Source organism: Bifidobacterium porcinum (genome assembly GCF_055378475.1).
Genome location: NZ_AP029603.1, coordinates 1,808,303 through 1,822,964, shown reverse-complemented (window position 1 = coordinate 1,822,964; position 14,662 = coordinate 1,808,303). Strand labels below are relative to the sequence as shown.

Genomic DNA, 14,662 nt, shown 5'->3' with positions numbered 1-14,662 from the left:
GGCTTCGGCGCCAATCGAATCGGAGGTATGAACAATGACGATATCGATCATTCTGGCTTCCCAATCCAAGCCCCGACGTGACGTGCTGTACGCCGCCGGGATCTGCCCGACCATCAAGGTCTCGCATGTTGACGAGCCTGCCGCGTTGGAACAGGCTGCCAGCAAGCTCAGCGTGCCCGTCGAGCGGCTTGATGTCGGCCACCGTGTCGCTATCCTCGCCCGTGCAAAGGCGAATGCGGTCTACGAAGCGTACCGAGCGGTAGCTGACACGTCAAAGGCGGCAAGAGGCGAGCGCGTAATCGCTTACCCGCTTGAAGCCGAAGAGGTGCGCGCGCAACGTCGTGCAGATGAAGAACTCTCCGCTGACGCAACCGAAGCCCCTGCCGCATCAGGATCATCTGACGCGGGTACGGGACAACCTGCTTCGGTGGTCTCAAGCGCCATCACCCGCGATTTTTCCGGTATCACCCCGCCTACTCGTGTCGAGCCGATTGACACGCCGGTCAATGGCAGTGAGGGGCTGAACGGTTCCGGCCCTGGCCCGTTGATTGTCGGTTGTGATTCGATGTTTCTGTTCGATGGTGAATGCTATGGCAAGCCGCATGACGAAGCCACGGCACGGGAACGCCTCCGCCGTATGCGCGGGCGCAGCGGGGAGCTGTGGACCGGTCATTGCGTCATCGATTTCGCCACCGGCCGAGCGGTCCAGGATGCGAGCCGTGCGGTCGTGTATTTCGGCGATTACACCGATGAGGACATTGAACGCTACATCGCTACCGGCGAGCCGCTGGAGGTAGCCGGGTCGTTCACGTTGGAGGGTTTCGGCGGCGCGTTCATCGACCGGATCGATGGCGACCCGCATGGTGTCATCGGCATCAGCTTGCCGTTGCTGCGTCGTCTCGTCAGCAAACTTGATATCAGCTGGACGGATCTGTGGAATGTCAAGCCGCACGCCCCGAATCCGGAAGAACTTGATCAGCATCCCGACAGCACCCCGCCTCCGGTGGAGAACGTGCACCAGCCCGGTGACGGTTGGGTCACCTGCGCATGTGGACGCCGGCATTGGGGCACGCACGGTGCCGCGGGAATCCTGCTCGCTCGGCGGGATGCCGCGGGTGAGGTCACGCACGTGGCCATGCAACATCGCGCCAAGTGGAGCGCGGAAGGCGGCACCTGGGGCATTCCGGGCGGCGCAATCGCCGACAATGAAACACCGATCGAAGGGGCGTTGCGCGAGAGCTTCGAAGAAGCGAACATCACTCCGCAAGATATCGAGGTGGTCGGCTCTTACCGCGAGGACCATGGCCCGTGGGCGTACACCACGGTGTTCGCCTTCGAAAAGCCCGGTCATGAGGTGCATCTGCGGGCGAACGACGATGAAAGCATGGAAATCGCCTGGATTCCGATTGACGAAGTGACCGACCGTAAACTCCTGACCGCGATGCGCACCGACTGGCAACGCTTCTCGGACCGTCTGCGCATCCTGTCCGCCGCCAACCAGGGCCGCTGACCGAGACGCTGATTACAAGGATGCGGACTGAGGTTAGGGACAGAGGTTACAGGCCGAGGATGTTGGCCATCAAACTGCTATCCGTCCTCCTGCAAGACGCCATCCGCTCTGTTTCTGCCGACGCTGAGCGGCTTGTGAGCGTCGGCAGAAGGTTGAGACTCTGCCGGTACCGACGGTGGCTCACCAACTGGTTACGGAACGGGGGGCTCAGCGTAACCGGTTTGTGCTTTTTCACAAACTAGGTACGGAAATGCGCCGCCTAGCGTAGACGGTTTGTGAGAACGGGCGATCAGCTTCGCGTGGGGGCAGCGTGCGTTCAGGACAGCAGCGCGGCCACGATTGCGATGAAGATCGGGCTGGTCAGCGTACTGAGCAGGATGCCGTCGCGCGCGAAGGTGAGTCCCACGTTGTACCGCGCCGCATAGTTGTACACGTTCTGGCCGGTTGGCAGGGCCGCGAGCACCACGCACGCGTACAGGGTCGCGCCGCGGAAGCCCATCACGTAGTACGACAGCAGGAACGCGATAATCGGCATGACGATATTCTTCAGCACTGCGACGGTGACGGTCGCCGGCACATCGCTCTTGTTCTGCATCGGCTTGGTGCCATGCAACGACATGCCGAAAGCCATGAGGATCATCGGCACCGCGGATTCGCCGATCATGTTGATTGGGTCGTAGATGAAGTCAGGGATGATGAAATGCCCGGTTTTCGCGGTGATCGCCGAGACGATGATGCCACCGAGCGACCCGATGAGCAGCGGCTGGTGCAGCGGCTGCGACAGAATGCGTTTCATGGACACCTCGCCCTTGGTGGTCACATCCAGCACGGTCAGTGCCACCGGGGTGAAAATCGCCTGCTGCATGACCAGAATCGGAGCGACCAGTGCGGGATTTCCGAGAATGTATGTGGCAATCGGCAGGCCGATATTGTTCGAGTTGAGGTAGAGCGAGTTGAGCGCGCCGATGGTCGCGTCCGCGGCCTTCATGTGGAAGAACAGCTGATTGAGGATCAGGAACACCAGTCCGACCAGCATGGCTGAGAAGAACGCCACGAAAATCGAGGAGTGGAAAATCGCGAAAATCTTCTCTTTGGACAGGATTGCGAACATCAGGCAGGGGCTGGAAATGAAGAAGCTGAACCTGTTGAGCACCATCTGCGCGCTCGACCCGCCGATTTGCATGCGGGCGGCCACATACCCGACTGCGATCACGATGCCGATCACGCAGAATCCTTCCATGGCGCTCAGTAAACCTGGCATTCCCACCTCTCCTCGTCTTGATGTTTGTCCTGTCCGATGCTCCAAGCCTTGCGGTCAGCATGTCCGCTATCCGGACACGGTTGCGATACCGGTTCCGCGTTTCGCATGGTAAGCGTCATCGGCGACGATGGCCTTCTGGCGTGCGTCTCGACTCCAGTATCCGTCTTTGCGGTGTGGCGCGCGTCCATGGTCTCGTATCACGGGCATCGCCGGCAGGACACCCGTAAACGCACTGAAAACGGGAATCTGAGACATTCCGTGCGGGTATCCATGACCTTTGCGATGATGAGACATGACGAAATAGACGGGTATTGGCGGTGGTGTGGGTTGCGAGGCGCGCATGCCGGTCTTCCCGATTGGCCTTCCCTGATTGACGGAGGATGACATGACAATGACGGATAACGGTGGAAACGACAGCGAAACCGAGCGGATGCGTACCGAAATCGAGCGGATGTTCACTGATATCATGAACCGGTATTCCGTCAGCGACGACGAAGGCCCGTTGGCTGATGAGGCCGAGGCGTTCCTGTCCCGCCAACCGCATCTGACGGTGCGGCGGCATGGCGATACCGTGGTCGCGTCCACGAATCTGGGCCGGGAACGCCGGGTAGTCCTCGCCGGACATCTGGACACGGTCCCGGTAATCGACAATTTCCCGCCGCGCTGGCTGGAACCGGGCGATCCGCTGATCCGCGAGGACATCGCCGCCGCATACCCTGGCGAACGGGTGATGTGGGGGCGGGGTGCCACCGATATGAAAGCCTCGGATGCGGTGATGCTGTATCTCGCGGCGAATCTCAAGAATCCGAAATACGATCTCACCTTCGTGTTCTACGACCATGAAGAAGTCGCGGCGGAGAAGAACGGTTTGCGCAAGGTCGCAGAAAGCCATCCTGATTGGATCCAGGGCGATTTTGCGGTGATCGGCGAGCCGACGGATTGCGGCATCGAAGGCGGCTGCAACGGAACCATCCGTTTCGATGTGATCACGCACGGCGTGGCGGCGCATTCGGCCCGCGCGTGGATGGGCTCGAACGCCATCCATAAGGCGGCGCCGATCCTTAATACGCTCAACGCGTACGAGCCGCAGGACGTGACCGTGGACGGGCTGGTGTATCGCGAAGGCGTGAACGCCACGCTGATTTCCGGGGGCAAAGGCACGAACGTCATCCCCGACGAGTGCCGCGTCCATGTCAATTACCGTTTCGCGCCCGACAAGACCATCGCCCAGGCGAAGGCCCTGATGATGGGTGCAGATGCGGGTGCCGAGCTGGGCAACGGCGAGCATGTGGCGACCGGCGGCATGTTCGCGGGCTTCGGCATCGAGATGAAGGACGAGTCGCCGAGCGCGCGCCCCGGTATGGACGATCCGCTCGCCGCCTCGCTCGCAGCGTTGGTCAAGGAGCGTACCGGCCACGATCCGCAGGCGAAGCTTGGGTGGACTGATGTCGCACGCTTCGCTCAGCTCGGCGTCCCGGCGGTCAATCTCGGGGCCGGCAGTCCGTTGCTCGCCCATAAGCATGATGAGCAGGTTGCAGTCAGCGAATTGACGCGTATGGCATCCATCCTGCTGGATTGGCTGGCGTAGTCCTCGATTCCAGCACGAGTTCCGTGCATCCCCCCGAGTAGGCACCGAGTAGGCACCGCGAAATACCTGCACAATCTCGGCGTGTGCTCAACACAATCCTGGCGTATTCACGCGTGGTCAGGGCATAATCGCCGCAAGCACGAACAATACTGCCGATTTTTCGACTTGTGCGCGAGCTTCGCATTTTTGTGTCATACTTGAGTGTGACGGTTCTGCAACAGCCGTCATGCGTTTGATGGCGTCGATCCCCTCGCAATCCGGCTATGGTGGCCAATGCGAGCGCCGGTGTCCGCCGTCGCGCAGCTAGACTTTTGTATGTATTGCCCCGTATGGGCGCGAATGGTGCGCGGCCGCGGTGAGAGCGCGGTGTGACCACTGTGCGGGGCCGGAAAAAGGCGATATGGCTGCAGCATATCGCGAGGAGCATTGTGCCCAGAACAGAAGAACAGGGCTTCGCAGACGATTCGAATGAATCCCGCGAAGCGCAGCAGCAGACCAACACGACTCCAGCATCGGCACAGCATCAGGCGGCTTCGTCTGAGACGTTCTCGGCCCCGGTTCGCCGGCGTCGCGGAGGCCGTCGTGTCGTGCGTGGCGCAGGGGCCGCAGGCGCGGACCTTGCGCTGAAGGTTGAGGAGCACCCCAAGCCGTTGTTCGAAGAGCCGGCGATTGATCCGGCTCCCGTGCGCAACACTGCGTCTGCGGACAACGCAACGGAAGATGCTGAAACGGACGGGGAACAGCATGCGCCGCACCGTGGCCGCCGCCGGATTTCCCGCGCGGCAGGGTCGCACGGCACCTCAACGAGGTCCCGCCGTCGTACCCGTATCGCTGCCGATGATGAGCCGTCCGCGCAGCCTGTCGCAGATACTGCCGCTCTGGGCGGCCATGGCGTAGCCGACGCGGAAACTCCGGAGGAGCGTGTCCAGGATGCGCTTGATTCCCTCTCCCATGAGCATGGGGATGCAGCACCGTCCGCCACCCGGACGCATCGCCGTTCCAAGCCGATGACATCCCTGCTCTTCCAGGAGCCGGTGCTGCCGTCGCGTCAGTCTTCCGGGGCGTCCGCCTCCGACGCCGATGACATGGAATCCGAAGATGATTCCGACCGTCGTGATGCGCGTGATGTGCGTGACGAACGTGACGAGGAACGCGAACCTCGCCGCACTCGCCGTACCCGCTCGCGTCGTGGTCGCGGCCGCGGTGAAGATGATGTGGAACGTGATGACGAACGCTCCAATCAGAGCGCGAATTCGCGTGACAGCCGTGACAGCCGTGACGAGTCCGCCGCCGACGATCGGGAAGAAGACGAACCTCGTCGTGGTCGACGTTCCCGCCGATTGAATGCACAGGAGCGTCGTGCCGCCGCCGAGGTCGAACAGATTGAAGAAGACCTCGAATACGACGACATCGCCTATACCCCGATCACCGAAGTGATGTCCGGCAATCGGAACGCCGACGGCTCGCGCAAGGACGACCATGCCGATGACGATGAGGACGCTCAGGACACCCGCACCCGTCGCCGTCGCCGCCGGTCGTCCCGCGAGGAGTCCGAGGACGACAACGAGCAGATCCTCGAGGTGCGCCACCGCCACCGTGACGAGGACGAGGATACAACAGTCACCCGTCGCCGTCGTCGCCGTCGTTCAGGCAAGGGCGTGGAGGAGAGCGAAGAGCCGGTCCGCCGTTCCCGCAAGCAGCAATACATCGACGAAATCACTGATGTTGAAGGCTCCACCCGTCTCGAGGCCAAGAAGCAGCGTCGCCGCGACAACCGTCGTGAGCGCAGCCGCCAGAACCAGATCATGGAGCAGGACTTCCTCGCCCGCCGCGAGCATGTCGACCGGCTCATGGTTGTGCGCGAACGCGGCCACCATACGCAGATCTCGGTGATCGAGGACAACGTGCTGGTTGAGCATTATGTCTCCGACATCCAGGAGGTCGCCACCGTCGGCAACATCTATCTCGGCCGCGTGCAGAACGTGCTGCCGAGCATGGAGGCGGCGTTCGTGAATATCGGCCAGCCGCGTAACGGCGTCTTGTACGCCGGCGAGGTCAACTGGGACACCACGCGTCTTGAAGGGCAGCCGCGCCGCATCGAGCTCGCCTTCAAGTCAGGCGACCCGGTGCTCGTGCAAGTCACCAAGGACCCGATCGGTCACAAGGGCGCGCGTCTGACCTCGCAGGTCACGCTCGCAGGCCGTTTCCTTGTCCTCGTACCGTCCGGCGGTATGACGGGCGTCAGCCGCAAGCTGTCTGACCGTGAGCGTGCTCGCCTGAAGTCCATCGTTTCGAAGATCGCTCCGAAGGATATGGGTGTGATCATCCGTACCGCAGCTGAAGGCGCTTCCGAGGAGGCCATCGAGAAGGATCTCGAGGCGTTGCGCCGGCAGTGGGACAAGATTTGCGAGAAGCGCGACCTGTATCTGCACGGCAAGCGTCCGAAGCTGCTGCAGGGCGAGCCGGATGTCGCCATCCGCGTGGTGCGTGACATCTTCAACGACGATTTCTCCCAGATGATCGTCGAGGGCGACCGCGTGTACGAGCGGATCGAGGAATATCTCGACACGATGGCCCCGGACCTGCGTGACAAGCTGGTCAAGTGGGATCCCGAGGAGCATGGCGGCAAGGACGTGTTCGACAAGTGGCAGATTGATTCCCAGCTGCGCAAGGGCATGGAACGTCAGGTATACCTGCCGTCCGGCGGTTCAATCGTCATCGATCGCACCGAGGCAATGACCACGATTGACGTGAACACGGGCCGGTTCATCGGTAAGGGCAAGAGCCTTGAGGAAACCGTCACCAGGTGCAATCTTGAGGCGTCCGAGGAAATCGCCCGCCAGCTGCGTCTGCGTGACATCGGCGGCATGATCATGATCGACTATGTCGACATGGTGATGCCCGCGAACCGTGACTTGGTGCTGCGCCGCTTGGTCGAGTGCCTGGCGCGTGACCGTACGAAGCATCAGGTCGCCGAGGTCACTTCGCTCGGTTTGGTGCAAATGACGCGCAAGCGCATCGGCCAGGGCTTGGTCGAGGCTTTCTCGGAGGAGTGCCCGACGTGCAAGGGCCGCGGCTTCATCATCCATGACGAGCCGACGGTCAGTGCCGAGTATGACGATCCGTACGCGATGAAGGGCGGCGATCCGTTCGTCAAGACGAACAAGCACGGCCATGGCACTCCTGAGGTGCAGGCGCCGAAGGGCTCGAGCCCGGCGGTCAAGGCCAAGCTTGCGCAGATCGCCGCGGCGGCGGTAGCGGCCAATAACGCCGAGAACGCAGAAAACGCAGAGCGCGCCGAGCACAATGCCGCCTCACAGGCTGATGACTCGGCAGACGCGGCAGTCGATGCCGGCAATACGGACGGTGCCACCGAACGGTGACTGACGGCCTTCGGGCATCGGTACGAGACCGGTGTCCGAAGGCTGACACGCGTTGTTTCATCGACTTGACGGATGTACGCGGGTCGGTGTAGTTTTGATAGTTGGTGTCTGGCCGGAGGCTCGAACGCGCTGGACAGTAAGCTTTCCACAACATAAGGAACGGAATATGTACGCGATTGTGAAGGCCGGTGGCCATCAGGAAAAGGTCGAGGTCGGTGACGTCATCCTGGTCAACCGTCTCGATGCAAAGCAGGGCGATACCGTGGAGTTCCCGGTCGCGCTCGTAGTCGACGGCTCCAAGGTCACCCTTGCCGCCAAGGACCTTGCCAAGGTCTCCGTGAAGGGCGAAGTCGTGAACGACGAAGCCAAGGGCCCGAAGATCAACATCATGAAGTACAAGAACAAGACTGGCGTGACCCGTCGCAAGGGCCATCGTCAGAAGCTCAGCCTCGTCAAGATCACCGAGATCGCCTGAGCGTTCTTGAGGACCGAAAGGAATTAGATCATGGCACATAAGAAGGGCGCTTCCAGCTCACGTAACGGGCGCGATTCGCAGCCTCAATACCTCGGTGTGAAGAAGTTCGGCGGCGAGTCCGTGCTCGCCGGCAACATCCTCGTGCGTCAGCGCGGCACCAAGTTCCATCCCGGCGAGAACGTCGGCATGGGCAAGGATCACACCCTGTTCGCCCTCAAGGACGGCAGCGTGAAGTTCGGTGTCCGTCGTGACCGTAAGGTCGTCGACGTCGTCACCGCCTGACGCATCAATACCTGAAGCCGCGCCCGTTGTCGGACGCGGCTTTTTTATTGCTCAGTGCTGCTCGCGGCACGGTTTGCTGGGTGACTTCCGGCGCGGCTTGTGATGCGGCTGTTCCGGTGCGTCGCGTCGTGACGGTGGTCCCGTATCGCTGCGGGCTCAGTCTTAGGGCGCATCGCGCATGATATCGCGGTATGGCGGTATCGTTGATTATCCATGAATTCCCGTCCGTCTTGTGCGTTCACCGGCGGTCGGACGACGTAAGGTGACACTATGGCAGATTTTGTTGATCGGGTGACCGTCCATGTCAAGGGCGGCGACGGGGGCAACGGCTCCGCAGGCATCAGGCGCGAGAAATACAAGCCGCTTGCCGGCCCCAACGGCGGCAATGGCGGCGACGGCGGTTCCGTCATCTTTGTGGCGGATGAGAACGCGAACAGCCTGCTGGATTACCGGTTCATTCCCCACCGCACGGCCGACAGCGGCACCATGGGCTTGGGAGATACGAAAGATGGTTCGAAAGGCAAGGACCTGATCCTGCCGGTACCGGTCGGTACGATGATTTTCACCGCGAAAGGTGCCAAGGGCCAGACGAAGCGTCCCGGCGAACTGCTTGCGGATCTGCGACATGTGGGGGACCGGTTCGTCGCCGCTGCGGGCGGTGCAGGCGGGCTCGGCAACGCCGCGCTGGCGAACCGTACGCGTCGCGCTCCGGGCTTCGCCTTGCTTGGTGAGCCGGGTGAGGAACGCGATGTCGTCCTCGAGCTCAAGTCAATTGCGGACGTCGCGCTCGTTGGCTTCCCCTCTGCGGGCAAATCCAGCTTGGTTGCAGCAATGAGCGCCGCCAAGCCGAAAATCGCCGATTACCCGTTCACCACGCTGGTGCCGAATCTCGGCGTGGTCATGGCCGGCGATTACCGGTACACCATCGCGGATGTGCCGGGTCTGATCCCGGGCGCCTCCGAAGGCAAGGGGCTTGGCTTGGAATTCCTGCGCCATATCGAGCGTACCGAAATCATCGTGCATGTGATCGACTGCGCGACCCTCGAACCCGACCGCGACCCGGTGTCCGACTACCACGCGCTCGAACATGAGCTCGCCCAGTACGCGGACAAGCTGGAGTTGCCGGTGGGTGCGATTCCGATTCCCGATCGTCCGCGCATCATCGTGCTCAACAAGGTCGATGTGCCTGAAGCCAAGGAACTCGCGGATTTTGTGCGTCCCGAATTCGAGAAGATGGGGCTGCGCGTGTTCGAGGTGTCCACCGCCTCGCACGCCGGCCTCAAAGAACTCGGGTATGCCCTCGGCGAGCTGGTCACCCAGATGCGCAAGGAGGTTGCGCGCCGCGAGCAGGAGCAGGAGGACGAGCGCGTCGTCATCAAGCCGCTCGAACGCAAGGGTCGCAGACGCCCCGCCGCGGCCGCTGAGGCTGATTTCAAGGTCGAGCGCGAAACGAACCGCAACGGCGACGTGTGGTACACCGTCACCGGCACCAAACCGGAACGTTGGGTCGTCCAAACGAACTTTGACAATGACGAAGCCGTCGGCTATCTCGCCGATCGGCTGGCCAAGCTTGGTGTCGAGGACGAGCTGCGGCGCCAAGGCGCGCATGCGGGCGACGAGGTGCGCATCGGGCGGGGCGACCGCGCGGTCGCCTTTGACTGGGATCCGACCATCGCGGCGGGTGCCGAGATGCTGGACGGCTCGCAACTGGGCTCGCGCGGCAAGGATCTGCGTCTCGAGGCGAATGATCCGCGTGCCCGGCGCCGTACGAATACGGAACGTCGGCGCGAATACCACGAGATGATGGATGCCCGTGCGGCTGTGCGCGAGGCGATGATGGCGGAACGCAAGGCCGGCCACTGGGCCGATCCGAGCGTGGACGACGACCGTCATGACCGCGAAAGCCTGTTCGGACGTGGCGAGGCCGGTGACGACCAGGAGCAGGACAGCGAGGAAGCCGGGGAGTAATGGCGCAGCCCACGCATGAGAGAGTCAGACGGTCCATCGCGCAAGCGCAGACGATTGTGGTCAAGGTCGGTTCCAGTTCGCTGACCAAGCCTTCGGGGCATCTTGACCCGGCGAAACTGGACGCGCTGGTCGCGGCACTCGCATGCGCGCGGTTGCAAGGGGCGCGCATCGTCCTCGTGTCATCGGGCGCTATCGCTGCCGGATTCGGGCCGCTCGGCTTCGAACGTCGGCCGGCCGATATCGCGACGCAGCAGGCGTGCGCATCCGTCGGCCAGGGACTGCTCATGGCCCGGTATGAGGTGTCGTTCAGCCGTTTCGACATCCGGGTCGGCCAAATCCTCATCACCGCGGAGGACACGATCAGGGCGACGCAATACCACAACGCGCAGCGCACCTTGGATCGTTTGCTTGATTTGGGCGTCGTGCCGGTCGTCAACGAGAACGATGCTCTGGCGAATAACGAAATCCGGTTCGGTGACAACGACCGCTTGTCCGCGCTGGTGGCGAATATCGTGCGCGCGGACGCCCTCGTGCTGCTCACTGACGTGGATGCCTTGTATACCGCGCCCCCGAGCCAACCCGGTTCGAAGAAAATCGACTTCGTACCCGATGTTGAGCGCGCGCTCAATGAGGTCAAAGTCGCGGGCAGCTCCTCCGGCGTCGGTACCGGAGGCATGGTCACCAAGTTGGAAGCCGCCCATATGGCTGCGGTCTCGGGCATTCCCGCGGTGCTCACCTGCGCTGCGAATGCAGGGCCGGCCTTGATGGGCGACCCTGTGGGTACGGCGTTCGCGCCCATCAAGCGGCGTGGTTCGTCGAGGCGGTTGTGGATTAAATTCGCGTCGCATCCGCGTGGCGTGCTTGTCGTGGACACAGGAGCTGCACAAGCCGTGCGTGCCGGCCGTGCGAGCCTGCTGAGCGCCGGTGTTCTCGAGGTGCGCGGCGATTTTTCCGCCGGCGACCCGATCTGGATTGACGACGAATCCGGCAAGCATATTGCCAAGGGGCTCTCCGGCTATGATTCCGAGGAAATCCCGCGCATGCTGGGGCGCAACACCGCGCAGCTGCGGCGTTTCTTCGGCGACGAGTACGCGCATCCGCTTGTGCATCGCGATAATCTCGTGCTTGTGTGACCTGCGGTATTAGCGGGATTTGCGCGATTTGTGGGATTCGCACGAATCGTCATCATATGCTTCGCGCGATTGGAGTGACGGCGCGACTGCCATTTCGTGACTGTCGTTTCGTGATTTCGTGCTATGTCTGGTATATGGCGGCGTCCCGTTGGCAGCGGCCATACCGCGACCGTCCCGTTTGCGCCGTACGAGTGCGTGTCGCGGCAGCGGGACGGTTTTCGCCCGTAGCGATTACAGTAGGGGCCATGACTATGGCTGACTGGCAGAACCTGAGCGACCGTGTCAACAATGTCGCCCCCAGCGCGACCCTCGCTGTCGATTCGAAGGCGAAGGCGATGAAGGCGCAGGGCATCGACATCGTGGCCTACGGTGCGGGCGAGCCGAATTTCCCCACCCCTGATTACATCGTCGACGCCGCGGCGGCTGCATGCCGTGACCCGAAGAACCACCGATACACTCCGACGGCCGGTCTGCCCGAGCTGCGTGAGGCGATCGCGCGCAAGACGCTGCGCGATTCCGGCTACGAGGTCTCGCCTGACCAAGTCGTGGTCACCAACGGCGGCAAACAGTCTGTGTACGAGGTATTCCAGCTGCTGCTCAATCCCGGTGACGAAGTTATCATCCCCGCCCCGTATTGGACCAGCTATCCTGAGGTTGTCAAGCTCGCCGGCGGCAAGCCGGTTCCGGTGTTCTCCGGCGCCGAGCAGGGCTTCGAACCGGATATCGACAAAATCGAAGCGGCGCGTACCGATCGCACCAAGGCAATCATCATCACCTCGCCGTCCAATCCGACCGGCGCCGTGTGGAGCCGCGAAACCATTAAGGCAATCGGCGAGTGGGCCGTGGAACACCACGTGTGGGTCGTTTCCGATGAAATCTACGAACACCTCAACTATGACGGCGTGAAGACCGCTTATGTCGGCGCCGAGGTACCCGAAGTGCGCAACCAGCTACTCGTGCTTAACGGCGTGGCGAAGACGTATGCGATGACCGGCTGGCGCGTGGGCTGGACCGTTGCCCCGCTCGAGGTCGCCAAGGCGCAGACCAAGCTGCAGAGCCATATGACGTCGAATGTCGCCAATGTCTCCCAGCGTGCCGCGCTCGCCGCCGTCGCCGGCGACCTGTCCGCCGTGGCCGCGATGCGTGAGGCCTTCGACAAGCGCCGTCGCGCCATCGTCACCGCCCTCAACGAGATTCCGGGCGTGCATTGCCCGATGCCGACCGGTGCGTTCTATGCGTTCGCGAATATCGAGGAACTGCTCGGCAAGCCGCTGGGCGCCAACGGTTCGGTCGCCCATACGTCGCAGGAATTCGCCGCGCTGCTGCTTGACGAAGGCCATGTCGCCGCGGTTCCGGGCGAGGCCTTCGGTGCTCCCGGCTACCTGCGCTTCTCCTATGCGCTTTCCGACGAGGATCTGGCCAAGGGCATGCGCTACTTCAAGGAGTGGATTGGCTGATTCCCGGTAGGGGGTGCGGTACCCGGTCACGGCGTGGGTCGTGGCCGGGCACTTGTCGTTTACACCGATGCCGCAGTCGCGTCGGTGCCCGCGCCATTTCGACACTCTGATTTTCGGCGGTATGACGCGTGTGGCGGAACCCGATTGGACTAAATCGCGAGTACCCGCTAAGATGACCTCTTGGCGGTTTTGCTCAGTCCCGTCGTTTCGATAGAATGAGCAGAGTTCACCTAGGGATGTGGCGCAATTGGTAGCGCAACGGTCTCCAAAACCGTAGGTTGTGGGTTCGAGTCCCGCCGTCCCTGCCAGTCTTTTGGATGTTCAGTAGCCGAGCGAAGGATGGAAATGGCCAAGGCACGTACAGACAAGCCGCGTAAGCCCAATATTTTCATGCGGATCGGCTTGTATATCAAGCAGACGTTCAATGAGTTGCGCAAGGTTGTGACCCCTACCGGCAAAGAGCTGTTCTCTTGGTCGTTCGCGGTTTTCGTGTTTGTGCTGGTGCTGATGGCCCTGGTCACTGCCATGGACTTTGGCTTGGGCAAGCTCGTGTTGCTCGTTTTCGGCTGATCCGTACACACGAAGGTTAAGTAAGCATGGATGATGAAGTGAATCTCGAGAATCTGGATTCGTTGCCAGATGTGGTATCCGATGAGGATGCAGCGAACGGTGATATTCCTGCGGCCCAGCAGCAGGTGGCGTCGGAAGCTGACGCCCAGCCCGCCGCGGACGACGCCCAGAGCGCCGAGCCGGAGCAGACCGAGCAGACCGCTGGCGATGCCGAGGTGACGGATGCTCCCGAAGCATCCGAAGGCGAGTCCGATCAGACGCAAGCCAAGGAAGACGAACCGGCTGAGGATGCCGGCACCAAGGCCGTCCAAGAGTTCTCCAAGAGCCTTCGCACACTCGATGGCAAGTGGTATGTGCTGCATACGTATTCCGGCTATGAAAAGCGCGTGAAGACCAACATCGAATCCCGTGTGCAGAGCTTCGGTCTCGAGGATCAGATCTTCCAGGTGGAAGTGCCGATGGAAGAGGTCGAGAAGCACACCGAAAAGGGCAAGAAGGTCATCACCCGCGTCCGCGTCCCTGGCTATGTGCTGATTCGTATGTGGCCGGATGAGAACGCCCGGCGTATCGTGCGTGAAACCGAGGGCGTGACCGGCTTCGTCGGCCCGACCAAGGATCCGGCACCGCTGTCGCGCGAGGAAGTCGTGCAGATGATGGCGCCGATGATTGCTTCCGAAGCGCTGAAGGCGGCAGGAGACAAGCCCGCTGCCGCGAAGAAGCGCAAGCTCGAAGTCTCCTATGCGGTTGGCGACCAGGTCACCGTCACCGACGGTCCGTTCGCGACCATGCCGGCTGTGGTTTCCGACGTCGAGCCGACCACGCAGAAGCTCACCGTGCTCGTGTCCATCTTCGGTCGCGACACGCCTGTGGAGCTCGGCTTCGGACAGGTCGAGAAGATCGACTGAATCCCAACAATCCGTTCATACTCAATGGCGGCGGCACCTCACTTGGGGGCTGCCGCCATTGTCATTGTGCTCGGCACATCCAATCTAGTTACGCTGGGTGGGGGCTGAGCGTAGCTGGTTTGTGAGGAGG

11 protein-coding genes and 1 tRNA gene are annotated in these 14,662 nt (G+C 62.0%); 11 read left to right on the top strand and 1 reads right to left on the bottom strand.

What is annotated here, in order from left to right; genetic code table 11:
• Nucleotides 1-34: 34 nt before the first annotated feature.
• The gene (locus ACZ41G_RS07250; RefSeq protein WP_464145114.1) at nucleotides 35-1,510 is read left to right on the top strand and encodes a Maf family protein; all 1,476 of its coding nucleotides are present in this window, start codon (nucleotides 35-37) and stop codon (nucleotides 1,508-1,510) included.
• Nucleotides 1,511-1,826: 316 nt separating this feature from the next.
• Here ACZ41G_RS07250 and ACZ41G_RS07245 read toward each other — a convergent pair whose 3' ends face one another.
• Complete coding sequence (locus ACZ41G_RS07245) at nucleotides 1,827-2,771, bottom strand: AEC family transporter (RefSeq protein WP_033506093.1); 945 nt, start codon at nucleotides 2,769-2,771, stop codon at nucleotides 1,827-1,829.
• Nucleotides 2,772-3,201: 430 nt separating this feature from the next.
• On the opposite strand from ACZ41G_RS07245, the gene dapE reads away from it, so the two are divergent.
• The 10 genes from dapE to nusG all read left to right on the top strand — a co-directional run bounded on the left by dapE (nucleotide 3,202) and on the right by nusG (nucleotide 14,532).
• Nucleotides 3,202-4,359 carry a succinyl-diaminopimelate desuccinylase gene (gene dapE / locus ACZ41G_RS07240; RefSeq protein WP_464146265.1) on the top strand — a complete coding sequence of 386 codons (1,158 nt, stop codon included), beginning with the start codon at nucleotides 3,202-3,204 and terminating at the stop codon, nucleotides 4,357-4,359.
• A gap of 428 nt (nucleotides 4,360-4,787) precedes the next feature.
• On the top strand, nucleotides 4,788-7,742 hold the full coding sequence (locus ACZ41G_RS07235) for an Rne/Rng family ribonuclease (RefSeq protein WP_464145112.1): 2,955 nt from the start codon (nucleotides 4,788-4,790) through the stop codon (nucleotides 7,740-7,742).
• A 166-nt stretch (nucleotides 7,743-7,908) separates the two neighbouring features.
• Nucleotides 7,909-8,217, top strand: a complete 309-nt coding sequence (gene rplU, locus ACZ41G_RS07230; RefSeq protein ID WP_015451052.1) for a 50S ribosomal protein L21 — start codon at nucleotides 7,909-7,911, stop codon at nucleotides 8,215-8,217.
• Nucleotides 8,218-8,247: 30 nt separating this feature from the next.
• Nucleotides 8,248-8,499 (top strand): 50S ribosomal protein L27, encoded by a 252-nt coding sequence (rpmA, locus tag ACZ41G_RS07225; RefSeq protein WP_015451051.1) that lies wholly within the window; start codon nucleotides 8,248-8,250, stop codon nucleotides 8,497-8,499.
• Between the two features lie 270 nt (nucleotides 8,500-8,769).
• The gene (obgE, locus tag ACZ41G_RS07220; RefSeq protein WP_321046900.1) at nucleotides 8,770-10,467 is read left to right on the top strand and encodes a GTPase ObgE; all 1,698 of its coding nucleotides are present in this window, start codon (nucleotides 8,770-8,772) and stop codon (nucleotides 10,465-10,467) included.
• Nucleotides 10,467-11,600, top strand: coding sequence for a glutamate 5-kinase (gene proB, locus ACZ41G_RS07215; RefSeq protein ID WP_441482026.1), 1,134 nt, complete (start codon nucleotides 10,467-10,469; stop codon nucleotides 11,598-11,600). The genes obgE and proB overlap by 1 nt, the downstream gene beginning before the upstream one ends.
• A 251-nt stretch (nucleotides 11,601-11,851) precedes the next feature.
• Nucleotides 11,852-13,057, top strand: a complete 1,206-nt coding sequence (locus ACZ41G_RS07210; RefSeq protein ID WP_321046903.1) for a pyridoxal phosphate-dependent aminotransferase — start codon at nucleotides 11,852-11,854, stop codon at nucleotides 13,055-13,057.
• A gap of 232 nt (nucleotides 13,058-13,289) precedes the next feature.
• Nucleotides 13,290-13,365 (top strand) — tRNA-Trp (locus tag ACZ41G_RS07205).
• Nucleotides 13,366-13,402: 37 nt separating this feature from the next.
• On the top strand, nucleotides 13,403-13,627 hold the full coding sequence (gene secE / locus ACZ41G_RS07200; RefSeq protein ID WP_015451047.1) for a preprotein translocase subunit SecE: 225 nt from the start codon (nucleotides 13,403-13,405) through the stop codon (nucleotides 13,625-13,627).
• Between the two features lie 26 nt (nucleotides 13,628-13,653).
• A complete protein-coding gene (nusG, locus tag ACZ41G_RS07195) occupies nucleotides 13,654-14,532 on the top strand; it encodes a transcription termination/antitermination protein NusG (RefSeq protein WP_464145110.1) in 879 nt (292 codons plus the stop codon).
• Nucleotides 14,533-14,662 lie beyond the last annotated feature (130 nt).